General features: G+C 65.9%; 22 protein-coding genes. 15 read left to right on the forward strand and 7 right to left on the reverse strand.

The window, feature by feature from the left end; genetic code table 11:
* Positions 1 to 13 precede the first annotated feature (13 nt).
* From RBB42_RS01945 to RBB42_RS01960, 4 genes are read left to right on the forward strand one after another with little or no spacing between them, the layout of a single operon-like run.
* Entirely contained in the window at positions 14 to 1,033 is a 1,020-nt protein-coding gene (locus RBB42_RS01945; protein ID WP_305967869.1) for an AAA family ATPase, read from the forward strand.
* The gene (locus RBB42_RS01950) at positions 1,030 to 1,908 is read left to right on the forward strand and encodes a DUF58 domain-containing protein (protein ID WP_305967868.1); all 879 of its coding nucleotides are present in this window, start codon (positions 1,030 to 1,032) and stop codon (positions 1,906 to 1,908) included. The genes RBB42_RS01945 and RBB42_RS01950 overlap by 4 nt, the downstream gene beginning before the upstream one ends.
* Entirely contained in the window at positions 1,905 to 4,667 is a 2,763-nt protein-coding gene (locus tag RBB42_RS01955; RefSeq protein ID WP_305967867.1) for a DUF4159 domain-containing protein, read from the forward strand. Before RBB42_RS01950 ends, RBB42_RS01955 begins: the two co-directional genes overlap by 4 nt.
* A 12-nt stretch (positions 4,668 to 4,679) precedes the next feature.
* Positions 4,680 to 6,719, forward strand: coding sequence for a glutamine amidotransferase (locus RBB42_RS01960; protein ID WP_305967866.1), 2,040 nt, complete (start codon positions 4,680 to 4,682; stop codon positions 6,717 to 6,719).
* A 36-nt stretch (positions 6,720 to 6,755) separates the two neighbouring features.
* Here the strand turns inward: RBB42_RS01960 and RBB42_RS01965 are convergent, their stop codons facing one another.
* Genes RBB42_RS01965 through RBB42_RS01975 form a run of 3 tightly spaced genes read right to left on the reverse strand, consistent with a single transcriptional unit; the run spans position 6,756 to position 8,278 of the window.
* On the reverse strand, positions 6,756 to 7,103 hold the full coding sequence (locus RBB42_RS01965; protein ID WP_305967865.1) for a hypothetical protein: 348 nt from the start codon (positions 7,101 to 7,103) through the stop codon (positions 6,756 to 6,758).
* A 57-nt stretch (positions 7,104 to 7,160) separates the two neighbouring features.
* Positions 7,161 to 7,868 (reverse strand): DUF599 domain-containing protein, encoded by a 708-nt coding sequence (locus RBB42_RS01970; RefSeq protein WP_305967864.1) that lies wholly within the window; start codon positions 7,866 to 7,868, stop codon positions 7,161 to 7,163.
* Positions 7,868 to 8,278, reverse strand: a complete 411-nt coding sequence (locus tag RBB42_RS01975; RefSeq protein WP_305967863.1) for a CopD family protein — start codon at positions 8,276 to 8,278, stop codon at positions 7,868 to 7,870. The genes RBB42_RS01970 and RBB42_RS01975 overlap by 1 nt, the downstream gene beginning before the upstream one ends.
* 137 nt (positions 8,279 to 8,415) lie before the next feature.
* Here RBB42_RS01975 and RBB42_RS01980 point away from each other — a divergent pair, with 137 nt between their 5' ends.
* From RBB42_RS01980 to RBB42_RS02010, 7 genes are all read left to right on the forward strand, one after another.
* Entirely contained in the window at positions 8,416 to 9,864 is a 1,449-nt protein-coding gene (locus tag RBB42_RS01980) for an FAD-linked oxidase C-terminal domain-containing protein (protein WP_305967862.1), read from the forward strand.
* Between the two features lie 63 nt (positions 9,865 to 9,927).
* Positions 9,928 to 11,058, forward strand: a complete 1,131-nt coding sequence (locus RBB42_RS01985) for an FAD-binding protein (RefSeq protein WP_305967861.1) — start codon at positions 9,928 to 9,930, stop codon at positions 11,056 to 11,058.
* Complete coding sequence (locus RBB42_RS01990; protein ID WP_305967860.1) at positions 11,058 to 11,396, forward strand: hypothetical protein; 339 nt, start codon at positions 11,058 to 11,060, stop codon at positions 11,394 to 11,396. Before RBB42_RS01985 ends, RBB42_RS01990 begins: the two co-directional genes overlap by 1 nt.
* 1 nt (position 11,397) lies before the next feature.
* The gene (gene glcF / locus RBB42_RS01995; protein WP_305967859.1) at positions 11,398 to 12,681 is read left to right on the forward strand and encodes a glycolate oxidase subunit GlcF; all 1,284 of its coding nucleotides are present in this window, start codon (positions 11,398 to 11,400) and stop codon (positions 12,679 to 12,681) included.
* 89 nt (positions 12,682 to 12,770) lie between these two features.
* The gene (locus tag RBB42_RS02000; RefSeq protein WP_371931720.1) at positions 12,771 to 13,559 is read left to right on the forward strand and encodes a trypsin-like serine peptidase; all 789 of its coding nucleotides are present in this window, start codon (positions 12,771 to 12,773) and stop codon (positions 13,557 to 13,559) included.
* 135 nt (positions 13,560 to 13,694) lie between these two features.
* Positions 13,695 to 14,168, forward strand: a complete 474-nt coding sequence (locus RBB42_RS02005; RefSeq protein ID WP_305967858.1) for an Hsp20 family protein — start codon at positions 13,695 to 13,697, stop codon at positions 14,166 to 14,168.
* 110 nt (positions 14,169 to 14,278) lie between these two features.
* Entirely contained in the window at positions 14,279 to 15,181 is a 903-nt protein-coding gene (locus tag RBB42_RS02010; RefSeq protein ID WP_305967857.1) for a LysR family transcriptional regulator, read from the forward strand.
* Positions 15,182 to 15,594: 413 nt separating this feature from the next.
* Here the strand turns inward: RBB42_RS02010 and RBB42_RS02015 are convergent, their stop codons facing one another.
* A complete protein-coding gene (locus RBB42_RS02015; RefSeq protein WP_305967856.1) occupies positions 15,595 to 17,763 on the reverse strand; it encodes an esterase-like activity of phytase family protein in 2,169 nt (722 codons plus the stop codon).
* Between the two features lie 235 nt (positions 17,764 to 17,998).
* On the opposite strand from RBB42_RS02015, the gene RBB42_RS02020 reads away from it, so the two are divergent.
* Positions 17,999 to 18,529, forward strand: a complete 531-nt coding sequence (locus RBB42_RS02020; RefSeq protein WP_305967855.1) for a DNA-directed RNA polymerase subunit beta family protein — start codon at positions 17,999 to 18,001, stop codon at positions 18,527 to 18,529.
* Positions 18,530 to 18,605: 76 nt separating this feature from the next.
* Here RBB42_RS02020 and RBB42_RS02025 read toward each other — a convergent pair whose 3' ends face one another.
* The 3 genes from RBB42_RS02025 to RBB42_RS02035 all read right to left on the reverse strand — a co-directional run bounded on the left by RBB42_RS02025 (position 18,606) and on the right by RBB42_RS02035 (position 22,208).
* Complete coding sequence (locus tag RBB42_RS02025) at positions 18,606 to 20,672, reverse strand: vWA domain-containing protein (RefSeq protein WP_305967854.1); 2,067 nt, start codon at positions 20,670 to 20,672, stop codon at positions 18,606 to 18,608.
* Complete coding sequence (locus tag RBB42_RS02030; protein WP_305967853.1) at positions 20,669 to 21,199, reverse strand: RNA polymerase sigma factor; 531 nt, start codon at positions 21,197 to 21,199, stop codon at positions 20,669 to 20,671. Before RBB42_RS02030 ends, RBB42_RS02025 begins: the two co-directional genes overlap by 4 nt.
* Before the next feature lie 223 nt (positions 21,200 to 21,422).
* Positions 21,423 to 22,208, reverse strand: coding sequence for a hormone-sensitive lipase (locus RBB42_RS02035; RefSeq protein WP_305967852.1), 786 nt, complete (start codon positions 22,206 to 22,208; stop codon positions 21,423 to 21,425).
* Positions 22,209 to 22,287: 79 nt separating this feature from the next.
* On the opposite strand from RBB42_RS02035, the gene RBB42_RS02040 reads away from it, so the two are divergent.
* The 3 genes from RBB42_RS02040 (at position 22,288) to RBB42_RS02050 (ending at position 25,470) form a co-directional block, all read left to right on the forward strand.
* On the forward strand, positions 22,288 to 23,754 hold the full coding sequence (locus RBB42_RS02040) for an NAD-dependent succinate-semialdehyde dehydrogenase (protein ID WP_305967851.1): 1,467 nt from the start codon (positions 22,288 to 22,290) through the stop codon (positions 23,752 to 23,754).
* A 147-nt stretch (positions 23,755 to 23,901) separates the two neighbouring features.
* On the forward strand, positions 23,902 to 24,294 hold the full coding sequence (locus RBB42_RS02045; RefSeq protein WP_306043591.1) for a hypothetical protein: 393 nt from the start codon (positions 23,902 to 23,904) through the stop codon (positions 24,292 to 24,294).
* Positions 24,295 to 24,366: 72 nt separating this feature from the next.
* Complete coding sequence (locus RBB42_RS02050; protein WP_305967849.1) at positions 24,367 to 25,470, forward strand: 5-methyltetrahydropteroyltriglutamate--homocysteine S-methyltransferase; 1,104 nt, start codon at positions 24,367 to 24,369, stop codon at positions 25,468 to 25,470.
* Positions 25,471 to 25,657 lie beyond the last annotated feature (187 nt).

Genomic DNA, 25,657 nt, shown 5'->3' on the forward strand with positions numbered 1-25,657 from the left:
ATGGAGAGATGACATGTCCGATCACGCAGGCGCGGCCGAGGATCTGGTCGCCGAGATCGAGGCGCTCGAGGACAAGCTGGCCGAGGCCAAGAAGTCGATCACCGCGCGCTTCATCGGACAGGAACGGGTCGTGGACCTGACGCTGTCGTCGCTCCTGTGCGGGGGGCACGCGCTGCTGATCGGCCTGCCGGGCCTTGGCAAGACGCGGCTGGTGGAAACCCTGTCGACGGTCATGGGTCTGAACGGCAACCGGGTGCAGTTCACGCCGGACCTGATGCCCGCCGACATCCTCGGCTCCGAGGTGCTGGAAACCGGCGCGAATGGCGAGCGCACGTTCAAGTTCATCGAAGGCCCGATCTTCTGCCAGTTGCTGATGGCGGACGAGATCAACCGCGCCTCCCCCCGGACTCAGTCGGCCCTGTTGCAGGCGATGCAGGAAAAGCAGGTCACGGTGGCCGGACAGACCCGCGCGCTGGAGGCGCCGTTCCACGTTCTCGCCACGCAGAACCCGATCGAACAGGAAGGCACCTATCCGCTGCCCGAGGCGCAGCTTGACCGTTTCCTTGTCCAGATCGACGTGGCCTACCCGGATCGCGGCACGGAAAAGGACATCCTGCTGGCCACCACCGGCACCGAAGAGGCGCAGTCGCACCAGGTGTTCACCGCTGCGGAACTGATCGCCGCGCAGACACTTCTGCGCCGGATGCCGGTGGGCGATGCGGTGGTCGAGATGATCCTCGACCTCGTGCGGGCGTTCCGTCCCTCTGATCCGTCTTCGCCGGAGCGCGTCAAGGACATCGTCGCCTGGGGCCCCGGCCCGCGCGCCGCTCAGGCGCTGATGCTGACCGTTCGGGCCCGCGCCTTGTTGCAGGGCCGCCTTGCACCGTCGCCCGAGGATGTCCTGGACATGGCCAAGCCGGTTCTGGTGCACCGAATGGCGCTGAGCTTCTCTGCCCGCGCACGGGGTGAGGATCTGGGCGCACTGATCGACGAGGTCGCCGAGGGGCTGCGCCGGACCGAGGCCGCGGCGTGACAGCCACCGTTGCCCATCTGCGCACCCGCGCCCAGGAAGAGGCCGGGCGTTTCCCGGCCCTGCTGGCCCGCGCCGAACATCTTGCCGGCACCGTCCTTCTGGGCGACCACGGCAGGCGGCGCGCCGGGCTTGGCGATGATTTCTGGCAATACCGCACGCTGCAGCCCGGCGACAGCTATCGTTCCATCGACTGGCGCCGGTCGGCGCGCGGGGACGAGCAATTCGTGCGCGAACGCGAATGGCAGATCGCGCAAAGCGTGCAGGTCTGGGTCGATCCCGGCGCCTCGATGCGCTTTTCCAGCCACAAGAACCTGCCGACCAAGGCCGACCGCGCGCGGCTGGTGGCACTGGCCACCTCGATCCTGCTGATCCGCGGCGGCGAACGTGTCGGCCTGACCGGCTGGCGCCTGCCGCCGCGCCGGGGCGACATGCAGACCCTGCGACTGGCCGAGATGTTTTCCGAGGACGGCGAGGACGACTACGCCGAACCCGAGGCACGCGGCATGCTGCCGAACGCCAAGGCGCTGTTCGTGTCGGATTTCCTGAGCGACGTCGAACCGGTCGAAGCGGCCCTGACCAAGGCCGCCGACCGCGGCGTTCGGGGCGTGCTTTTGCAGGTTCTGGACCCGTCCGAGGAGGCCTTTCCCTTTGACGGGCGGACGATCTTCGAAAGCGTGAACCAGACCATGCGGCATGAAACGCTCAAGGCCGGTGACCTGCGCGAGACCTATTTGCAGCGGCTGGCCGAGCGCAAGGCGCGGCTGGACGCGATCTGTCGGCTGACGGGCTGGCAGCACTTGACCCATCACACGGACCAGACCGCGCAATCCGCCCTGCTATGGGTATACCGCGCGCTGGACGGGAGCCACGGATGACGCTTTTCGGCCTGATCGGTTTCACGACACCCTGGCTCTTGCTGGGGCTGCTTGCCCTGCCCATCCTCTGGATCATCCTGCGGGCGGTGCCGCCGGCACCGATCCGGCGGATGTTCCCGGGCGTTGTCCTGCTGCTGGGCCTCAAGGACGAGGAACAGGTGACCGACCGCACGCCCTGGTGGCTCTTGCTGCTGCGGATGCTGGCGGTGGCCGCGGTGATCGTGGGCCTCTCCGGGCCGGTGCTCAACCCCGACAACGACACCGAGGCAGCGGGCGACGGGCCGCTGCTGGTGGTGATGGATGCCAGCTGGGCCTCTGCCGCCGACTGGCGCGGGCGGATGATCGCGCTGGATGGCTTGCTGGCCGAGGCCGGGCGCAATACGCGGCCCGTGGCCGTGATGCGGCTGACCGATCCCGAACAGGTCCAGTTCCTCAGCGCCGACGTGCTGCGCACGCGGCTGTCGGGCATCCTGCCGGAACCCTGGCAACCCAGCGCTGACAACATCGCCCGCGCCATCGAACTGCTGCCCGAGGACGGGTTCGACACCTACTGGATGTCGGATGCCCTCGCCCGCGAGGGGCGCGAGGACCTGCTGACGGCGCTGGAATCCCGGGGCCGCGTGACCGTCTTCGAAGCGCCGCGCACACTCTATGCGCTGGAGCCCGCGCAGGTGTCCGAGGGCAACCTGCTGATCACCGCCCGCCGCCTGCGCGAAGGCCCGGAGGCCGAGGTGACCTTGGCCGGGCATGGCAAGGACCCGGCGGGCAATCCCGCCGTGCTGACCCGCAACACGCTCACCTTCGAGGCCGGGATGTTGGAATCGATCACCGAGATCGCCCTGCCCGCCGAGTTGCGCGCCCGCATTGAACGGTTCGAAATCGAGGGCGCGCGCAGTGCCGGGGCCGTCACCCTGCCGGACGACAGCCTGCGCCGCCGCGAGGTCGCCCTGATCGCCGGCGCGACCGACCGCGAAGGGCTGGAGCTGCTGTCGCCGCTGCACTACCTGGAAAAGGCGTTGGAGCCGACCGCCGACCTGCTGGATGGCGCCCTGCTGGACATCCTGCCCGCCAACCCGGACGTCATCATACTGGCCGACGTCGCCACCCTGTCACCCGCCGAGGAAGAGGCCGTGCTGGAGTGGCTGGACAAGGGCGGGATGCTGCTGCGCTTTGCCGGGCCAAAGCTGGCGGCCTCGGACATCAGCCGCGACCTCGAGGATCCCCTGATGCCCGTGCGCCTTCGCGCCGGGGGCCGGACAGTGGGCGGCGCCATGAGCTGGGGCGAGCCCAAGGCGCTGGCCCCCTTCCCGGACGAAAGCCCGTTCTTCGGGTTGGACATCCCCGACGACGTGACCGTGAACAGCCAGGTCATGGCCCAGCCCGACCCGACGCTGGCGGCGCGCGTGGTCGCGCAACTGTCGGACGGCACGCCGTTGGTGACGCGCAAATCCGTGGGCCAGGGGCAGGTTGTGCTGTTCCATGTCACCGCCAATGCGGAATGGTCCAGCCTGCCGCTGTCAGGTCTGTTCGTTCAGATGCTGGAACGGCTGGCGGTCTCCTCTGCCGCCGCCCAGCCAGAGATCGAGGACATGGAGGGCACCGTCTGGCAACCGATCCGCGTTCTGGATGCCTTTGGCCGCCCGCGCGAGGCCAGCACCCTGCCCGGTGTCGACGGCCCCGATCTTGTCGCCGCGCCGCTGGGGCCGGAGCTGCGTCCCGGCGTCTACCAGGGCGAGGACCGCAGCCTGGCGCGCAACGTCGTCACCACCGACATGGACCTGACCCCGATGGTCTGGCCCGAACGCATCCCGGTCGAGGGCATCGTTCAGCCGCAGGAAAAACCGCTGGCAGGCTGGCTGCTGGCCGCGGCCATCGCGCTGTTGCTGGCGGATGTGATCGCTTCCCTGGCGCTTTCGGGGCGGCTGCGCGGCGCGGTGTCCGCCGGGGTGGTTCTGGGCGCACTGATGCTGGCACCGCAGCACGGGCAGGCCCAGACGCCGGAAGATCGCGCCGCCATCGCCGCCGCAAGTGAGGTGGTGCTGGCCTATGTGATCACCGGCGACAGCACGGTGGACGACCTGTCAAAGGCCGGGCTGCAGGGCCTGTCCGACACGTTGTTCTTTCGCACCTCGGTCGAACCGAACCCGCCGGTCGGCGTCGATCTGGAATCCGACGAACTGGCCTTTTACCCGATGCTGTACTGGCCGATAACCGCCGGCCAGCCGACGCCATCGCGTGAGGCCTATGCCAAGCTGAACACCTACCTGCGCACCGGCGGCATGATCGTCTTCGACACGCGGGATGCCGATATCTCGGGTTTTGGCAGCGCGACGCCGGAGGGCCGCAAGCTGCAACAACTGGCCGCACCGCTGGACATTCCTCCGCTGGAGCCCGTCCCCGAGGACCACGTCCTGACCCGCACTTTCTACCTGCTGAACGCCTTTCCCGGTCGTCATGCGGGCCGCGAGGTCTGGGTCGAGGCCGCACCGCCGGATGCGGAACTGATCGAGGGCATGCCCTTTCGCGATCTCAACGACAACGTGACACCGGTGGTCATCGGCGGCAACGACTGGGCCGCCGCCTGGGCGATGGACGGCAACGGCAATCCCCTGGTGCCCATCGGCAGCGGCTTTGCCGGGGAACGCCAGCGCGAGATCGCCTATCGGTTCGGCGTGAACCTCGTGATGCACGTCCTGACGGGCAACTACAAATCCGACCAGGTCCATGTCCCCGCCCTGCTGGACCGCCTGGGCCAATAAGCGAGAGCAGACATGAACGGACAGATCGTATTCGACCCGCTGCTGCCCTGGGCGGCAATTGCCGTACTGGCGGCGCTGGCGCTGCTGGGCACGGGCCTGGCGCTGTGGCGTGGGCTGTCGGGCTGGGCCCTGCGCTTTCTGGCGGGCGTGGTGCTGGTGGGCGCGCTGGCGCAGCCGTCGTACCAGGTCGAGGACCGCGCACCGCTCTCGGACATCGTGCTGATGCTGGTGGACGAGACCGCCTCGCAGCAACTGGCGGAACGCGCCGACATCACCACCGAGGCCGCCGCACGGCTGGAGGCACAGCTTGACGCGCGTCCCAACACCGAGGTGCGCCGCATTCCCGTCCCGGACGGAGAAGGCGACGCCGGCACGCTGTTGATGACGGCCCTGTCCAATGCCCTGGCCGAGGAACCGCGCGGGCGCATCGCCGGTATCCTTCTGCTGTCGGACGGGCGATTGCATGACCTCGAACGCGCGCCGGACCTTCCCGCGCCGATGCACCTGCTGATGACCGGCAAGGAAGATGACTGGGACCGCCGCCTGATCGTGCGCAACGCCCCGTCCTTTGCCATCCTCGGCGAGGAGGTCGAACTGACCCTGCGGATCGAGGACAACGGCGCCGCCCCCGGCGATACCCGGACCGATATCCTGATCTCTGTCGATGGCGACGAGGCCGAGCGTTTCACCGTCCCCATCGGCGAGGACCTGACCCTGCCGATCACCCTGCCCCACGGCGGGCTGAACGTGATCGAGTTCACAGTGCCCGAGGCGGATGGAGAGCTGACGGATCGCAACAACAAGGCACTGATCCAGATCAACGGCGTGCGCGACCGGCTGCGCGTGCTGTTGGTCTCGGGAGAGCCGCACGCGGGCGGACGCACCTGGCGCAACCTGCTGAAATCGGATTCCTCGGTCGACCTGGTGCATTTCACCATCCTGCGCCCGCCGGAAAAGCAGGATGGCGTGCCGGTCAACGAATTGTCGCTGATCGCCTTTCCGACGCGCGAGTTGTTCCTCGACAAGATCGACGATTTCGATCTGATCATCTTCGACCGCTACAAGCGGCGCGGCATCCTGCCGGCGATCTACCTCGACAACGTGCGCAACTATGTCGAGAAGGGCGGCGCGGTGCTGGTCGCCGCCGGGCCGGATTTCGCCTCGGCGGATTCGATCTATCGCTCGCCGCTGGCGGACATCCTGCCTGCGGAACCGACGGCGCGGGTGGTCGACCAAGGGTACAAGCCAGCCGTGACCGACCTGGGCCAGCGCCACCCGGTGACATCGGGCCTGTCGGGCGCGGATGACTGGGGCCGCTGGCTGCGCCAGATCGAGGTGCAGCCGATCAAGGGCGACGTGGTCATGTCCGGCATCGACGACCGTCCCTTGCTGGTGCTGGACCGCGTAGGAGAGGGGCGCGTGGCGCTGCTGGCCTCGGACCAGGCCTGGCTGTGGAGCCGGGGCTACGAGGGTGGCGGGCCGCAACTGGACCTGCTGCGGCGGCTGGCGCACTGGATGATGAAGGAACCCGAGCTGGAGGAAGAGGCACTCTGGGCGGAACCTGCCGGACAGACGATGCGGATCGTGCGCCGCACCCTGAACGAATTTGTCGGCGATGTGATCGTGACCACGCCCGATGGCGACGAGGTTCAGGTGCCGCTGGAAGAGGTCAGCCCGGGTCGCTACGAGGCGATCTACGACGGTCCCCAGATCGGCCTCTACCGGCTGGAGGAAAACGCGCTGTCGGCGGTGGTGGGCCTTGGTCCCTCGGCCCCGCGCGAGTTTGTCCAGACCATCGCATCCGGCGCGGCCTTGGCGCCGGTCATCGACGAGATGCGCGGCGGTGTCATGCGCCTGGAAGAGGGGCTGCCATCGATCCGCGAGGTCCGCGCCGGGCGGCCCGCCGCCGGGCGCGGCTGGATCGGGCTGACCCCGCGCGAGGCCTACGAGACGCTGGACGTGCGACAGACTCCGCTGGCGCCGGAGTGGCTGGTGCTGCTGCTGGCCGCCGGGCTGATCGTCGGGGCCTGGATGCGCGAGGGCCGCAGCTGAGACCTTGCCGAAGTGACGGGCGGGGCGAGCCCCGCCCTACGGCAGCGAATAGGGAAATGGCTCGGCGGACCAGCCATCGACCGAGCATTTTGCCCGGATCATGACCTGGGACGTGCCCTCGGGGATCACGATGCCGGACTGCGATCGGGTAAAGGGCTGTTCGTTCACATGCGGGTGCAACAACTCCCGCGTGCCTAGAACGGTGCCGTCGGGCAGTTCCACACGCCAGCCATCGGCATAATGGTCCCACCCCGTGTCCGGGTGGGAAAGCGTGACGGAAAAACGCCAGGTGCCATTGCCCTGGCTGGCCTCGACGGCCTCGATCCGGGGCGGATCGGCCAGAGCGGGGGTGGTGAAAAGGAGAAAGGCTGCAACGTGTTTCATGCGATCAGCCTAGCAGCCTTGCGCCGCGCTGTGGATCACGAAGCGCGGAGGGAGTGGTCATTCCATCTTGTCGGTGTCTTCAAGCAGGACCTCGCGCGACGCCGAGGTGAACTCTCGCCGCAGGATCACCGCCAGGGCAATGAGCGTCGCCCCGATCAGCGGCCCGGCCCCCACCAGCCAGGCCGAAGCCGCGATCCCGAAATAGACCGACCGAAGGCCGCGGTTGTAGCTGCGCGCAGCGGTCACGTTGATCTCGGCCGCCTTGCGGGCGCGGGGGTAGGCCGCCGGGTGATCCGGTTCGTTCGGCACCGCCGCCATCAGCACGGAGGCATAGCCGAACAGCCGGTGTGACCAGACGAATTTCAGAAAGGCGTTTGCAGCGAAGAGCATCATCGCCATGACCTTGATTTCCAGCACCACCACCGGATCGACCGAGGGCGCCAGGTCCTGCGCCACGCCGCGCAGCCGATCGGCATTGCCGATCAGGGCAAAGCCGCCACCGATCGCGATCATGCTGGCCGAGGCGAAAAACGCCGTGCCTTGCCGCAGATTGCTCACGATCTGCGAATCGAAGATGCGCGGATCGCGGGTGACAAAGACCTCCATCCAGGCGCGCCGATAGTCCGCCATGATCACCGAGGTCGAGGGCCGGCGCCGGGGCGGGTGTTCGATGATCCAGCCCGCGCCTTGCCACGCAAGCGCCAGCAGCGTCAGCGCGGCGACATCCCACAGGGTAAACCCGGCGCGCAGCGTCTCCCAGGTCATCAGAAGGGTTGGGCCACGACGACCCAGAGGATCGCGATGGTGCCGATCACGCTGATCTCGTTGAAGATGCGCAGGTACATGTCGCTTTCGGTGAAGACGCCGCGCTGTGCCCGCCGCACCAGCCGCCCGGTCCAGAGGTAATGCGCCGCCAGCAACACGACCAGCGTGGCCTTGAGGTGCAACCAGGCGGGCCAGCCCAGCCAGAGCCCGTACCAGACGCCGGTGATGATGGCGATCACGCCAAGCCCGAAGGAAAACCGGTAGAGCCGGAACGTCAGATCGCCCAACGGTCCGTTTTCGCCGAGGCGTGCGTGCTCACGCTTCCAGTAGATTATCGCGCGCGGCACGGCAAAGATGGAGGTCATCCAGCCCATGACGCACAAAAGATGAATGATCTTGACCCAACTCATGCGCGCACCTGACCCTGTAGCCGGATAAATGGCAAGATGCCGCGCCACCGCAGCGCGATTCACTGTAGCGCAATGGCGATTTTGGTTATATCTTCTTACCAATTGCCCCGATGCCGCGGTGGCCGAGGAGACCTGAAATGCAGATGCCCGACCCGAACCCCGCCATCCTGGCCCGCAAGGCGCGGATCGTCGAGCGATTGCGCAGCGTCCTGCCCGCCGACGCGGTGATCGAGGACGAGATGGAGACGCGCGCCTATGAATGCGACGCCCTGACCGCCTATCGCTGCCCGCCGCTGGCGGCCGTGCTGCCCTCCTCGACCGAAGAGGTCGCCGCGGTGCTGAAGGTCTGCCACGAAGAGGGCGTACCGGTGGTGCCACGCGGCTCGGGCACCTCGTTGGCAGGGGGCGCTTTGCCGACGGCGGATTCGGTGATCCTGGGCGTAGCGCGCATGAACGAGGTGCTGGAGGTGGATTACGCCGACCGCGTCATCCGCGTGCAGACCGGGCGCACCAACCTGAGCGTGACCGGCGCCGTCGAGGAAGAGGATTTCTTTTACGCCCCCGACCCCTCGTCGCAACTGGCCTGCGCGATTGCCGGCAACATCGCGATGAACTCGGGCGGGGCGCATTGCCTGAAATACGGCGTGACGACGAACAACCTGCTGGGCGTGACGATGGTGCAGATGGACGGCACCGTGGTCGAGATCGGCGGCGCACATCTGGATGCGGGCGGACTGGATCTGCTGGGGCTGATCTGCGGCTCCGAGGGGCAGTTGGGCGTCGTGACAGAGGCAACCCTGCGCATCCTGCGCAAGCCGGAGGGCGCGCGGCCGGTGCTGATGGGCTTTGATTCGAACGAGGTCGCGGGGGAATGCGTCTCTGACATCATCAAGGCGGGCGTTCTGCCGGTGGCGATCGAGTTCATGGACCGGCCCTGCATTCGCGCGACCGAGGATTTCGCCAAGGCGGGATACCCGGACTGCGAGGCACTGCTGATCGTCGAGGTCGAGGGCAGCCCGGCGGAAATCGACGAACAGCTGGGCCTGATCCTTGAGATCGCCCGGCGCCACGACCCGGTGGAGCTGCGCGAGGCACAGAGTGCCGACGAGGCGGCGCGGATCTGGCTGGGCCGGAAATCGGCCTTTGGCGCGATGGGCAACATCAACGACTACATGTGCCTGGACGGGACGATCCCGGTCAGCGCGCTGCCCTACGTCCTGCGCCGCATCGGCGAGATGTCCAGGGAATTCGGACTGGACGTGGCCAACGTGTTCCACGCCGGCGACGGCAACATGCACCCGCTGATCCTGTTCAATGCCAACGAGCCGGGACAATTGGAAACCTGCGAGGCCTTCGGCGCCGAGATCCTGAAGCTCTGTGTCGAGGTGGGCGGCTGCCTGACCGGTGAACATGGCGTGGGCATCGAGAAACGGGACCTGATGGTGGACCAGTACGATCCGGTCGACCTGGAGGCGCAGATGGCGGTCAAGGACGTCTTTGACCCGGCGTGGCTCTTGAACCCGGCCAAGGTTTTCCCCTTGGCCGCGTCGGAAGGACGCCGGAGCCTCGCGCTGGCGGCGGAGTGAGGGAGTGGGGCCAGCCCCACACCCCGGAGTATTTTTGCAGAGAAGAAGCCAGGAGCGTGGCGCATGAGACCTGAGAGCGAAGCGGAACTGGCCGAGGTGATCACCGGCGCCAGCGCGCCTTTTCACATCCGTGGCGGCGGGACGCGGGCCATCGGCGTGACCACCGCGGCGGAGGTTCTGGAGACGGGCGGCCTGTCGGGTATCTCGCTTTATGAACCGGGTGCACTGACGCTGGTGGCGCAGGCGGGCACCCCGCTGGCCGAGATCGAGGCGACGCTGGCGGCGGAGGGGCAGCGTCTGGCCTTTGAGCCGATGGATCATCGCGGGTTGCTGGGGACCCTCGGCGAACCGACCATCGGTGGCGTGGTGGCCGGCAATGTCAGCGGACCGCGCCGGGTGCAGGCCGGGGCGGCGCGGGATTTCCTGCTGGGCGTGCAGTTCGTCGATGGCGCGGGGCAGGTGATCAAGAACGGCGGGCGCGTGATGAAGAATGTCACCGGCTACGATCTGGTCAAACTGATGTGCGGCAGCTGGGGCACCCTGGGTGTCTTGACGGAAGTCAGCCTTAAGGTGTTGCCGGTGCCGGAAACCGCCGCCACCCTGTTGATCGACGGGCTGGACGAGGCGGGCGCGCAAGAGGTGATGAGCCGGGCGCTGACTTCGCCCTTTGAGGTGACGGGTGCGGCCCATGCGCCGGGTGGACCGGGTGAGCAGCCGCTGACGCTTTTGCGGCTCGAAGGATTTGCCGGGTCCGTCGCCTACCGCACCGGGCGCTTGCAGGACATGTTTTCCGACCTTTCCATACGGGTGGAGACGGACCCGGACCGGGTTGGCGCGCTCTGGCGCTGGGTGCGGGACGTGGAGATCATGCAGGGCACCGGCGGCGATGTCTGGAAGTTCTCCGTCAGGCCCAGCGAGGCGCCGGGGCTGTTGGCCCGGTTGCGCGCGGCGCATCCGGTCGAACGGGTGCTCTACGACTGGGGGGGCGGGTTGATCTGGGTGGAATGCGCACCGGGCACCGATCTGCGTCCCAAAGAGTTGAAAGGGCACGCGACGCTGATCCGGGCCTCGGAACAGACGCGGCTGAACCTGCCGGTGTTCCAGCCGGAACCGCCTGCGCTGGCAACGCTCAGCGCGGGCATCCGCGCCCGGTTCGATCCGCGCGGCATGCTGAACCCCGGGATCATGACCTGATGGCCAATCCGGCCCTGATCCTATTTGTCATGGGCTTTGTCGCGGCGCCCTTGCTGGGTGCGGTGCTGCTGCAACTGCCCGACACTCCGGGCGCGCTGATCGGGCTTGCGCTGGCGGTCTTCCTGGCCTCTGGACTGGCGCTGTACCTGCAAGAGAGATCGGCGCTGGCCTCGCTTGCCGCGCTTTGGACCGGTTGGGTGCTGGCGGTGGTCATGGTGGCGCAGGCCCTGCGGCGACAGTTGGCCGGTGCGACGAACAGCCGATGGACGAAACGCGGCGCGCTGCTGGCCTGCGCGCTCCCCTGGTTTGGCCTCGCCCTGGCCCAAGTGATGGACTGACATGCAGACGAATTTCACCGAAGAGCAACTGAAGGACGCGGGCACGGCGCGCGCAAACCAGATCCTGCGCAGCTGCGTGCATTGCGGGTTTTGCACCGCGACCTGCCCTACCTACCAATTGCTGGGCGACGAGCTGGATTCCCCCCGTGGTCGCATCTACCTGATCAAGGACATGCTGGAAAATGAGCGTGTGCCGGACGAGAAGACCGTCAAGCATATCGATCGCTGCCTGTCCTGTCTGGCCTGCATGACGACCTGCCCCTCGGGGGTGCATTACATGCATCTTGTCGATCATGCCCGCGACTATATCGAGAAGCACTATGACCGCCCCTGGCACGACAAGGCCCTGCGCTGGCTGCTGGCGCGGATCCTGCCCTATCCCGGACGATTCCGAATGGCACTGCTGGCCGCCAAGATGGGCAAGCCATTCCGCGGGCTGATCCCGGACGCACGGCTGCGGGCGATGCTGGACATGGCGCCCGACAAGATCCCGCCGGTCAGCCGCAATGACGATCCGCAGAGTTTCGCGCCCAAGGTCGAAAGGAAGATGCGCGTGGCGCTGATGACCGGGTGTGCGCAAAAGGCGCTGAACACCGACATCAACGATGCCACGATCCGCCTGCTCACCCGGCTGGGTTGCGAAGTGGTGGTTGCGAAAGGCGCGGGCTGTTGCGGGGCGCTGACCCATCACATGGGCAAGACCGGCGAGAGCCACGCAACCGCCGCAAGGAATATCCGCGCCTGGACGGCCGAGATGAATGGCGAGGGGCTGGACGCCATTGTCATCAACACCTCGGGTTGCGGTACCACGGTCAAGGACTACGGCCATATGTTCGCCCAGGACGACCTGGCCGATGACGCGGCGCGGGTCGCCGGGATCGCGATGGACATCAGCGAGCTGCTGACCCGGCTGGACATCCCCGAAGGCGCGGCCAAGGGGCTGCGTGTCGCCTACCATGCCGCCTGTTCCCTGCAGCACGGGCAAAAGGTCAAGACGGCGCCCAAGGACCTGCTGAAACGCGCGGGATTTGAGGTTGTGGAACCGGCGGACAGCCACCTTTGCTGCGGCAGCGCGGGCACCTACAACCTGATGCAGCCCGAGATTTCGACCAAGCTCAAAGCCCGCAAGGTGCGCACGCTGGAAGCCAGGAAACCGGAGGTCATCGCCGCCGGGAACATCGGCTGCATGATGCAGATCGGCAGCGGCACCGACCTGCCCGTCGTGCACACCGTCGAGCTGTTGGACTGGGCCACCGGGGGACCGAAGCCGCGGTCGCTGACCTGACAAGAACAGTCTGAATTCAGGTCGACCTTGCCTCAATTTTGCCCAGATCCGATGCGAATCTATAACCAAAGGTATAGGATAACGGTGCAGTGCGGCTTTTTCTGGTTTTCTTTCTTTGGGTCTTGGGCAACGCGGCAAGCGCGCAGGGCCTGTTCAGCATGGAGTCGGCCGAGGACGGCCGCGGATGGGAGGCGGTCGGCCGAATCGAAATCGCCGGCAGTGCCTTTTGCACCGGTGCGCTGATCGCGCCCCACCTGGTGTTGACGGCGGCGCATTGCCTTTATGATCCCGATACCGGCAACCGCGTCTCGGTCGAGGACATGCAGTTCCTCGCCGGGTGGCGCAACGGGCGCGCGGCGGCCTACCGGTTGGTGCGCAAGGCGGTGCCGCATCCGGATTTCGTTTATGGCGCGCAGGCCAGCACGGATCGTGTCCGTCACGACCTGGCGCTGATCGAGCTGCAACACCCGATCCGCAACACCACCATTTCCCCGTTCAGCGTCGGCCCCGGTCCATCCAGAGGCGAAGAGGTGGGCGTGGTGTCCTATGCCCGCGACAGGTCAGAAGCCCCGTCTTTGCAGGAAACCTGCGAGGTTCTGGCACGACAGGACGGGATGCTGGTGCTGTCCTGCGTGGTGGATTTCGGCGCCTCCGGCTCTCCGGTCTTTCGCTTGCAGGACGGGGTAACGCAGATCGTTTCCGTGGTCTCGTCCAAGGCGCAGGCCAATGGCAGGCCCGTTGCCCTGGCCAGCGGCCTGGGCGCGCCGCTGGACGCGCTGAAGACCGCGCTGGCCGCGGACCGCAATCCCGGCGCGGGTGTCGACCGACTGGCCGCAGGCGACCGTCGCGAGACAGGGGCGCGTTTCATCCGGCCCTGAGGGTCTTGAAACCGCTCCGATCGCTTCCCAATTTCAGTTGCACCGGGACGCCTATGACAGGGTTCCGGTGCTTACGACGCCTGTCCCAGGAGGGAAGGCGCACCACAGACAGGTATCGCTCAAACGGAGGATTCCATGCGACATTTCGATTTTGCCCCGCTCTACCGTGCCACTGTCGGTTTCGACCAGATTGCCGACCTGATGGACCGCGTTCTGGCCAGCGACAACGCGCAGCCGGGCTATCCCCCCTACAACATCGAAAAGACTGCCGATGATGCCTACCGCATCTCGATTGCCGTGGCCGGTTTCGCCGACGAGGACCTGTCGGTCGAGGTGAAGGAGCAGGCGCTGGTGGTCTCGGCCCGCAAGGCCGACAACGACGAAGGCAAGTCCTTCCTGCATCGTGGCATCGCGACCCGCGCTTTTGAACGCCGCTTCCACCTGGCCGACCACGTCCGGGTCCAGGGGGCGACGCATGAAAACGGCATGCTGCACATCGACCTGAAGCGCGAGATCCCCGAAGCGCTGAAGCCCCGGCGCATTGCAATCGCCAAGCCGGAGGCCCAAATGGTAGAGAAGGATGTCGTTGACGCAGAAGCCGTCAACTGATCCCAAGACCCTCGTGTGAGTAGTGCGCCCCGGGCATGTGTCCGGGGCGTTTTTTGGTCCCCGACGGGCTGGCTATTGACAATCCGGCCACCATCGCCATGCAATCCTGCATGGATTGGCGCTCTGTCACCTTTGACTGGAACCGCGCGCGGGCCTTTCTCGTCACCGCCGAGGAGGGGTCGCTCTCTGCTGCTGCGCGGGCGCTGGGCATGACCCAGCCGACGCTGGGACGGCAGGTCACGGCGCTGGAAGAAGAGCTGGGGCTGGTGCTGTTCGAACGAGTCGGGCGGGGGCTGGTGTTGACCCAGGCCGGCACGCAATTGATGGGCCATGTACGCGCCATGGGTGAGGCGGCAGTGGGCGTGTCCCTGGCCGCGTCGGGCCAGGCGCAGGCGGCCTCCGGGCATGTGGCCGTCACCGCGTCAGAAGTCTATTCCAGTTGGTTGATGCCCCGCATTGCGCGCCGGTTGCGTGACCTGGCCCCGGGGATCACGCTGGAGGTTGTCGCCTCGAACGAGATCCGCGACCTGCGCCGGCGCGAGGCCGATATCGCCATCCGCAACGCCCGCCCCGAGGAACCGGACCTGATCGCCAAGCGCGTGGGCGATGACGAGGGCACGTTCTACGGCTCCGTCGACTACCTGGAACGGGTGGGGCCAATTCACGATCCCACCGACCTCGCCCGCGCGGAGTTCATCGGTTTTGCCGACAACACCCAGTTCATGGAAGCCCTGCAAAAGCGGGGGATCCCGGTGACACCGGCGCAGTTCCCCGTCCTGACCTCTTCGCACACGGTCCATTGGGAAATGGCGCGCAGGGGCGTCGGGCTGGGCACGGTGCCATGTGGGCTGGGCGACGCCGCGCCCGAGATGCGGCGCGTTCTCCCGGACGTGACCTTTCGCTTTCCGATCTGGCTGGTTGCACATCGCGAGCTGCGGACCAGCCCTCGGGTGCGCATCGTCTGGGACCTGCTGGCAGAAGCCCTGCCGGAATTGCTGTCCCATCCGGGGTAAGCTTCGGTTCTCTGCCCCAGATTTTTTGCCAATAAGAAACCGGGGGCGCGGCGCATTGTGCCGGATGCGCGCCCAGCAGGATGTCGGCGGCGCGGTCGCCGACCCTTATCGTGGGTGCCTTGAGATAACCCCTCCCTCGACCACCATGATCCTTTCGGTACCGATCCTGCCACGGACGGGCGCGAGGTCGCGTGCATTCAGAACATCACCCGCGACGAGTGTCGTGAGGGTTTCGCGGAAAATGTCTTCTCCACCCGAAAGCGCCAGACCTACTGACGCGTAGCGGAAAGACACGGAACCTCTCAATCAATATGCGCAAAGGCGCGATGAAAGGGAGGAGCACCCCGCCCTATCCATGCGAAAACGCCCCGCAGTCTCCTGCAGGGCGTTCCTAGTCAGGACGGAGCCTGCTCTCAGAGCTTGAACATCCAGAAGAAGGTCTCGCCCGAGCTGTCATCCACGCCGTCATTGTCGGTGGAGAGCCAGGCCGTGCCATCGGGGAAGATCGCCAGGCCCTCGACCTTGTCCACGATATAGCCGCCGTAGCTGGCAAGGTCGGGGATCAGGTCGCGGACTTCTTCCTTGGACACGACCGGCAGTTCTCCGCCCAGCGCGGCGGGTTCCATGTCACCCATCGGGATGCGGTAGACCTTTTTCGTGACGGCGTTGGCGCCGATCTGGTTGTCACGCTCGACCACATACATGAAGTCGCCATGCGCCACGATCTCGGACAGGCCGACCCAACCGGTGTCCGGCTCGGCCTTGGGATAGAGAACCGCGCCCCATTCACCGCTCTCGATGTTGTACGAGACCAGCTTGACGTGGTTCTTGGGATCGTCGGCCCATTCACGCTGCACGGCCATCCACAGAGTGTCACCGACGCGGGTGATCCCCTCGAAACCAAAGCGTTTCTCGACGGCGGTCAGTTCCGCGGGGATCATGATCTCGGCCGAGTTGGTCTTGATCAGCCCATCGGCGGTGACATGGTAGATCGCGTGTGGGATGCCGCGTTCGGTCCGGCCTTCGGAGGCGACCCAGAAACCGCCATTGCCGTCCAGCGTGATGCCTTCGAGGTCCAGCTTTTGCGCGGCGTCGCCGTTGGCGCGGTGGATGCGGATCACGTCCACGATGCGCGCCGGGGTCTGCGTGGTGTCGATCTTGAAGATCGAGGGCTGGAAGCCGTAGAAACTGTCGTTCACGGCCCAGACGATGCCGTCCGCATCTGCCACCATGCCCGAGATCGCGCCCCAGCCGATCAGCTGCTCTGCACCTTCGGAGGTCAGCGTCGGGTACATCGCGTCGGCGTCCTGGTATTCGAAGATCATGACATGCGCGCGCACGCCGCCGTCCTCGATCAGGTCTTCCTCGTTGGCCGAGATCAGAAGATTGCGCTCGGGGATGGCGACATAGCCCTCCGGCCCGATGCCCGAAGGCAGGATCTGTTTCAGAACCGGGTTGGCCGGGTCGGTCACGTCGTAAACGCCCACGGCAGAGCCGCGCTCGGATCCGACGAAGACCATCGGCGTGCCGTCGAAGACAGCGGTTTCGATCGACTCGGGCTCGACGCCCTTGGCGTCGGACCGCTTGTCCGGGTAGTGACCGATCTGGATCAGCGCGTGTTCGAAGGACACGCCGGATTCATAGATGACTTCGCCGGTTTTCGAGAAGATGGTCCAGCCGCGCGAGCCGCCATCCATATCGCCTTCGTTGGCGATGGCGAAATGATCGCTGTCGATCCACTTGACGGCATCGGGTTCCCGCTTGCGGCCTTTCTGCGACTTGTCGAAGTTCAGAGAGCCACGTTCGTCCAGCGTATCAATCATGTCCAGATCGACGGCACCGGCAGAGAAATGGCTGATGATGGAACCGTCGGCGCCTACCACGACCAGATAGTTGTTTTCCTGCAGCGTGACGATGGTCTCGCCAAGGTCGTTGATATCGACGAATTCGGGCTCCGGGTCTTCGGGGGCGACATCGGCAAGGCCAGTCAGTTCGACCTTCATCAGGTCGTCGCAGGCCAGCGCACCGTCCTTGATCTCACCGATGACCAGGAAACCGGCGGGCAGTTGGCCGACGCGGCCTTCGCCCAGGTCCTCGTCCCGCTCATTCTCGATCGCCACGGAGATGCGGGTGCCGTCCTTGGAAACGGCAACCGAATCCGGCTGACCGCCGAGGTCGCAAGTGGCCGTGATGTCACCAGACATCACGTCGATGACGGCCAGGTGGCCCGAAGGGTCGGTGAAGCTGGCCGAGGTGTTCACGCCAACAAAGGCGGTGCTGCCCACGATGCCCACGGCGGTCGGTTCACCGTCCAGCGCCACGTTGCCCAGCGGCGCCGGGTTGGCGGGATCGGTGATGTCGATGCGGCCGATCACACCCAGCGGGCTGTCGGTGTAGACCAGCGTCATGCCGTCCGCGGTGGCGGCAATGATCTCTGCCGAGGTTGTGCGGGAAAGGTCTTCGCCATCGGCCATGTTCAGGTAGGTGCCGAACGAGGCGATGCGATTGAAATTCATGTCTGCCGTGGCGGCGCTGGCGGTAAGGGCCAGAACGCTCGTCAGGCAGAGGGCGCGGAAATGCATGGTGTCCCCCTGTTGATAGGTACTCGGGGGGATAGGCGTCGACAGGTAACAAGGGCGTGACGGTTCTTTGACAAAGCCATGAAACCGATTTCCTGTCCAAACCCGCATTTCCGGTGCCGCGAAATCTTTTTAATTTTTTTCGACGGAACCGACCGGCTGTTACGTTTAAGTCGTCCATGAAGCGTGAACGCAGAAATCGTTCACGCTTCCGCCGTTTTTATGAGGAAAGACGATGATGAAAACCGCGCTACTGACCGGCTTCAGCCTTGCGATTGCCGCAACGACATCGGCATGGGCCGAGCCTGTCGAAATCTATCTTATCGACAAGCTGGACAACAAACAGAACGGCTATTGCCTGGATATCGCCAAGGGCCGCGAGCGCGATGCGAATCCCGATGATGGTTTGCAGGGGCACACCTGCTACAGTCCGGGCGGAGCCTTGGGCTATGATCAAACCTTTGAAAGCGATCGGTTCGCGGACGGCAAATTGCATATGCCGACCTTTGACGTCTGTGTGGTGGCGCCTTCGGTCACCGCCGGCAGCGCGTTGGAACTGACCGCCTGCGACGACGTCGCAAAGCAGAACTTCGTGTTTTCCGGAGAGGGCACGATCACGCCGCAGTCGGCACCGGACATGTGTTTCACCGTCGCCGAGGCCACACGGTCCGGTCGCAGCGATGCCAATCAGATCAAGGTCCTGTCGCTGGAACCCTGCGACGAGGCCCTGGCAGCCTATCAGACCTGGGGAATCCGCACCGCCGAATGAGGACCGCAAGGCAGGGCGATCAATTGAAACCCGCCGACCAGAATTGGCCGGCGGGCATTGTTCGGCCTGCGCGGCCTCAGCGGTTCAGGCTATCGGCCAGACGCATCAAGGTGATCGCCTCCTGCCGGTAGCCAAAGGGATCCTCGCCACGGGCGCCCTGCGCCAGCGCGATGGCATCACCCATGCTCCAGTCTCCGATCAGGTCCGACCCGCGCAGGACCTGGCCAAAGCCGGCGATGGCCAGCGCCCAGTCCGCCTCGGCCAGCGGGGCTGCATCGGCCATGATCGGCGTCTCGATCAGCTTGCTGGTGTCCTCACCCGGCGCCTTGTGGCGCAACCGCAGAAAGCCCAGTTCGCCCGTGTCATCCACCACCGGCGCCGCGTCCCCCGCCGCGTACCGCAGCGGATCGGTCATTCGGGCGGGCGAGCCGACGGGGGTGATCGCGTAGAGCGCCGTCACCTGATGCCCGGCACCGATCTCACCCGCGTCCACCTTGTCATTGTTGAAATCCTCGCGCTTCAGCGCGCGGGTCTCGTAGCCGATCAGGCGGTATTCGGCGACCAGAGCAGGGTTCCACTCGACCTGGATCTTGACGTCATCGGCGATGGGCACCAGCGCGCCGGTCAACTGGTCCACCAGCACCTTCTGCGCCTCGGCCAGCGTATCGATGTAGGAGGCGATGCCGTTGCCGGTCTGCGCCAGGGCCTGCATCGTCGCATCGTCAAGGTTGCCGCGGCCAAAGCCCAGCACCGACAGGTAGGTGCCCGCGTCGCGCTTGTCGGCGATGAAGTCCTTGAGGGCGTCGGGATCGCTGATGCCCACGTTGAAATCGCCATCCGTGGCCAGGATCACCCGGCTGACCGCATCCTCGGCCCCGTCCTTGGCCATCTGCGCGGCAGTGGCATAGGCCTGTTGCAGGCCCGCCTGCCCGGCGGTGCTGCCGCCCGCGTGCATCCGGTCCAGCGCGGCAAGGATCGTCTCGCGCTCCGTCGCCTTGGTGGGTTCCAGCGCAAGGCCCGCGCTGCCCGCGTAGGTGACGATGGCGATGGTGTCATTCTCTCCCAGCTGGCCCAGCATGAGGCGGAAACTCTGCTTGAGCAGCGGCAGCTTGTCGGCGCTGTTCATCGAACCGGACGTGTCCACCAGGAACACCAGGTTCATCGGCGGCCGCGCCTCTGGCAGGACCCCTTGCAACCCGATGTGTACAATTTGTGTACCCTCAACCCAGGGGCTGTCGCTGACACCGACATGGGTCGCAAAGGGCGCATCCCCCTCGGGGGCCGGGTAATCGTAGGAGAAATAGTTGACCATCTCCTCGATCCGCACCGCGTCCTTTGGCGGCAACTGCCCCCGGTTCAGCGCATTGCGGATGAAGGCCCAAGAGGCCGTGTCGACGTCGATCGAGAAGGTCGAGACAGGTGTTTCCGCGGTGACCTTGATCGGGTTGTCATCGGCCTCGGGGAAGGTTTCGGTATTCGGGGCGGGCTGTACGATCACCGGGTCCGGCAGCCGCGCCGGAGCGCTGCGCTTGAAGTTGAGAACCCCGGTTTCCAGGCTGATCCCGCCACCCGCCCCGGGCGATGCCGGGGCGATGGTCCGGTTTCGCGCGGCGCCTGCGGCCGGCGCCGGGGGTTGCGGCGAGGGTTCCGCCATCGGGCGGCCTTTCGTGACCGGCCCGGACTGGCGCACCGAGGGGTCGAACTTTCGGTTGGTCGAGACGACCGGCGCATCGCGGGTCAGGACATCCGCGGTGTCCGGGATCTCTTCGACCACCGGGGCCGGATCGGCCACGGGGCCGGTCTCGAGCACGGTCCGCGCATCTTCGCCCGGTATGAACAATGCCGGTTCGGGCGGCTGACTGTCACGGAGGACAGGGATCAGGGCCACCATCGCAACGGCGGCAATGGCGGTGGTGGCGGTCAGAAATCCACGGTTCGAAATATTGGCAAGCATCTGTCTGGCTCCTCTGAAAAAGCCCCCCTCTCGGGTGGGTTCAGAGGTCTGACGCGCCAGCGTTTCGCTTTCTTGGACGCGGTCGAAGTTTTTCATCGCCAAGGCGATCGCCTCGGCGCGCTTGTCGGGGTCGGCCTTGGGCAGGCCCGCGTCGAATGCGCGTTTCAGATCGTCCAGATCGTCGCTCATGCCTCGGCCTCCTGCATCGCCTTCAGTTTCTTCTTTGCCTCCGAGATCCGCCAGCTGACGGTACCCTCGGAGACCTCGAGGATCTGCGCCGCCTCCTTGTGGGTTACCCCGTCCAGGACCAGCGCAAGGGTTTCGCGCAGATCGACGGTGAGGCAGGTCATCGCCTGCATCAACCAATCCACGCGCTCTGCCGTCTCGGCCATTTCGGCCTGGCGCGCCAGTTCCCAGTCGCCCCAGCCATCGGCGGCCCGGGCGCGGGTGGCCGCGCGCCGGAACCGGTCCCGGGCGGCATTCACCGTGATGCGATACAGCCAGGTCGTCAGCTTGGCCTCGCCCCGAAAGCTCTGCAGCTTTGCGGGCAGCGCGGCGCAGAGATCCTGCGCCAGGTCCTCGGCCTCGGTCCGGCTGCCGGTCAGTTTCACGCCGTAGCCGTAGACCCGGTCGTAGACCCGTTCGACCAGCAGCGCAAAGGCCTGCCGGTCACCGTCTGCCGCCGCACGGGCAAGGGATTCATCGCTGACATTCATGCGCATCACATGAGTGAGACGCAGGGCGAGACGCAATCCTTGGATACCTTACCCGTTTTTTCATGAATTTTTCCGTCGCGCCGCGGAGAGGATGCTGACAGGGGGCTCCGCCCCCTCGGCCTTTGGCCTCACCCCCGGGAGTATTTTCGCAGAGAAGAAGCCACAGGCGCGCGCTTTCGGCTTGCTCTCTGCTGAAATACCCCGTGCCGACACCTTGGCCACGCTAAATGTCGAGCAGGCGCGCCACCATTCGGCTTTCGGGATCCGCCAACCCGTCAATGACGTCAAAATGATGTTTGCCCTCGTCCACCACCAGGCCGCAATCCCAGACCTGCGACAGTTTTTTTGCCTGGTCGAGGAAGGCGGGCCGTTCGTCGCCGCCGACCCAGACCGTCACCGGCATGGGTGGCGGCGGGGCGTAGATCGGGCTTTCGGCACGCGCCTCGCCCGCGTCGATGCGCAGATCCGCATTCATCGAGGTCTGCATCAGCGGACGCAGGTCCGAGAGCGGCGAGACCGGCATGACTTGGGACACCCGTGACAGCAGGTCGGGCGCCAGAACCGCACCCATGCGCGCCACAAGGTGCCCGCCGGCAGAATGCCCGGCCAGCCGGATCGGCCCCGGGACCTCGGCCGCAGCGACGGCGACAGCCTGCGCCACCTGGCGGGTGATGTCGGAAATCCGCACCCTGGGACAGAGATCGTAGGACGGCATGGCCACCGCCCAGCCCCGCGCCCGCGCGCCTTCTGCGAAGTGCGACCAGCTGGAGCGGTCGAAGCGCAGCCAGTAACCGCCGTGAACGAAGACCACCAGGCCTTCGGGGGGCCTCTCCGGCAGGAAGAGATCCAGCGCCTGGCGTGGCCCATGCCCGTACATCAGCCCCAGCCGCGCCTTGCCGGTGACGGCCAGCCGCTTGCGATAGGACTCGGCCTCGGCGGCCCAGCGCGGCGGGTAGGACTCGGCCCCTGCGATGTGGGCGGCATTGGCGTATGCGTCGTCGAGGTCCATGTCTTTCTCCATTTTGGCCCTATACTTCCCGCGCACAGGGTGTTCAGCCTATGCCAAACCTGAACGGAGGATACTGAGAATGCGCGACGATGCCACCAATCTGAAGAGCCTTCTGTCCGATCCCGGCCTTCTGGAGGCCCGCGCCTATGTGAATGGCCGCTGGATCGACGGAGATGCCACTTTCGACGTCACCAACCCGGCGCGCGGCGATGTAATCGCAGAGGTCGCCGACCTGACCCGTGCGCAGGTGGGTGAGGCCATCGAGGCCGCATTTGCCGCCCAGAAGGAATGGGCGAAATGGACCGGCAAGGAACGCGCCGCCGTCCTGCGCAAGTGGTTCGACCTGCTGATGGAAAACCAGCACGACCTTGGCCTGATCATGACCGCGGAACAGGGCAAGCCGCTGGCCGAGGCCAAGGGCGAGGTTGCCTATGGCGCGGCGTTCATCGAATTCTTTGGCGAAGAGGCCAAGCGGATCTATGGCGAGACCATTCCCGGCCACCAGCGCGACAAGCGCATCACTGTCTTGAAACAACCCGTCGGCGTCGCGGCCTCGATCACGCCGTGGAATTTCCCCAACGCCATGATCACCCGCAAGGCCGCGCCCGCGCTCGCCGCCGGCTGTGCCTTTGTCGGGCGGCCCGCGGCCGAAACGCCGCTTTCGGCCACCGCGCTGGCGGTGCTTGCAGAGCGCGCGGGCATTCCACCGGGGGTCTTCAATATCGTCACTTCCTCGCGGTCGTCCGACGTGGGCAAGGAGTTCTGCGAGAACCCCAAGGTGCGCAAGCTGACCTTTACCGGGTCGACCGAGGTGGGGCGCATCCTGATGAAACAGGCGGCGGACCAGGTGCTGAAATGCTCGATGGAACTGGGCGGGAACGCGCCCTTCATCGTTTTCGACGACGCCGACCTGGACGCGGCGGTCGAGGGCGCGATCCTCTGCAAGTTCCGCAACAACGGCCAGACCTGTGTCTGCGCCAACCGGATCTATGTCCAGGACGGTGTCTATGACGCCTTTGCCGATAAACTGGCCGCGGCGGTCGCGAAGCTGACGGTCGGAGACGGGCTGGAAGAGGGAACCGATCTTGGCCCACTGATCAACCAGGCCGCCGTCGACAAGGTCCGCGAACATATCGCGGATGTCACCAACCACGGCGGCACCCTCTTGCAGGGCGGAGAGGTGCAGGACGGCACCTTCATCACTCCGGCGGTCCTGACCGGCGTCACCCAGGACATGAAGGTCGCGCAAGAGGAGACGTTCGGCCCGATGGCGCCGCTGTTCCGGTTCAAGGACGAGGAGGAGGTGATCGAGATGGCCAACGACACGATCTTTGGCCTGGCCTCCTATTTCTACGCGAAGGATCTCAGCCGGGTCTACAAGGTGGCCGAGGCGTTGGAATACGGCATCGTCGGCGTCAACACGGGCATCATCTCGACCGAGGTCGCGCCCTTTGGCGGGGTCAAGCAGTCGGGTCTTGGCCGTGAGGGCAGCCACCACGGGATCGAGGATTTCCTTGAGCTGAAATACATCTGCATGAGCGTGTGAGACCCGCGGCGCATACCACGCTTTCCGCGAACCCGAAGATACTGGCAGGCAGGAGGTCCAACTCCTGCCTGCCACGGACAGCGCCGCGGTGCGACTCGGCGCCCGCCCACAGCTGTTGCATTCCACCCTTTTCGAGTTGTTTCCCGAATGATCGGACCGCGTGATCCCCGGGCCTTTGCCCCCGATTTCCTCTCTCCGTCCGGCGGCCCCTCGGAGGCAGACCTCGAGGCCTGGCGCCGGGCCGCGCAATCGGGCAAGGGCACGCCCTGGCTGGACGCCGCCCGTGCCGATGCGCTGGCGCGCTACGCGCTCAAATTCGGCGAAGGCGTTCACATGATGGAGGCCGTGGCAACCCGGTTCCGCGAACCGGTGCGCGAGGTCGGCTGGGAAATCATCGGCGCCGATCCCAACGGCGAGAACTGGGAAGATCACCGCGACCCGCAGCGCGCCTATGCCCTGATGCGGGACAAGCTGCGCACGGCCCGCGGCGCCGGTGCGGTGCTGGAATACAAGATTTGGCTGAAACCCGCCGGGAGCTGACCCCCGCCGTCCCTGTTTCAAAGATGGCAGATCCCGGGCACTCTTTGTCCGGACATTCCGGGAGGACAGAGCATGAGCGACAGACCGATACCCCCCTTCCGCGCCGATCATGTCGGCAGCCTCTTGCGCCCACAGGCGGTGACCGAGGCGCGCGCCAAGGGAATCACCGGCGCGGACCTGAAGGCCGTCGAGGACGCCGAGATCCCCAAGCTGATCGCCATGCAGGAAGACCTGGGCCTGAAGGCGGTGACGGACGGCGAGGCGCGACGCGCCTTCTGGCACTATGATTTCATGGGAATGCTGACCAACTACGAGATCGAAGAGGACGCGGGCGAAGGCTTCAGCTTTCAGGGGGTCAAGACACCCGGCGTCTTCCCGGCCATCACCGGCCCGCTGGATTTCCCCGACGATCACCCGATGCTGGACCATTTCCGCTTTGTCGCCGATCACAGCGCTGTCTGCCCCAAGATCTCGATCCCCGGGCCGTCCTGCCTGCATTTCCGGCTGGACCCGGCGCGCGTGCGGCACGCCCCCTACGAAGATCTCGAGGTGCTCTTTGCCGACATCACCCGCACCTACCGGAAGGCGGTCATGGCCTTTCACGCCGCGGGCTGCCGCTACCTGCAGATGGATGACATCTTTTTCGCCTATCTCTGCGATCCGAAACACCGGGCCGAGAAGGAACGGGCCGGTCTGGACCCGGACTGGCTTATCGGCAAATACGCCGAGATGTTGCGCAACGCCATCGCCAACCGGCCCACGGACATGGTGATCGGGATGCACATGTGCCGGGGCAACTTCCAGTCGACCCATGCCGCGGCGGGCGCCTACGACCTGGCCGCCGAGGCGATCTTTTCCACCGGGGTCGACGCCTTCTTCATGGAATACGACACCGAGCGCGCCGGCGGGTTGGAGCCGCTGCGCCTGCTGCCCAAGGGCAAGCAGCGCGTCATGCCGGGTTTCATCACGACAAAATCGGCGGAACTTGAAACGGTGGACTGGGTGAAATCGAAGATCGACGAAGTGTCGCAATACGCCGACATCGACCAGCTGGGAATTGCCCCGCAATGCGGTTTTGCCTCCACCGAACATGGCAACGCGATCACGCCTGACGACCAACGGCGCAAGCTGGAACTGGTGGTACGCTGCGCAGAGGAGATCTGGGGCGAGGTCTGACCACGCGCCGCAAAGCGGCCCCCGTTTCTTCTCTCCCAAAATACTCCGGGGAGCGCGAGGGGCTGGCCCCTCGCACCCTCCCGCGCTTGAATCACGTGCAAACGTCTGGCGTGCGTTTCTGAAGCAACCAACCGGCCGAGGGCTTTCCTGAAAATTGGGGCTTGCCAGTGCCGCCGCAACGCAGCAT

Origin of the sequence: Mameliella sp. MMSF_3455, assembly GCF_030733205.1 — a bacterium.
Taxonomy (GTDB): Bacteria; Pseudomonadota; Alphaproteobacteria; order Rhodobacterales; family Rhodobacteraceae; genus Antarctobacter.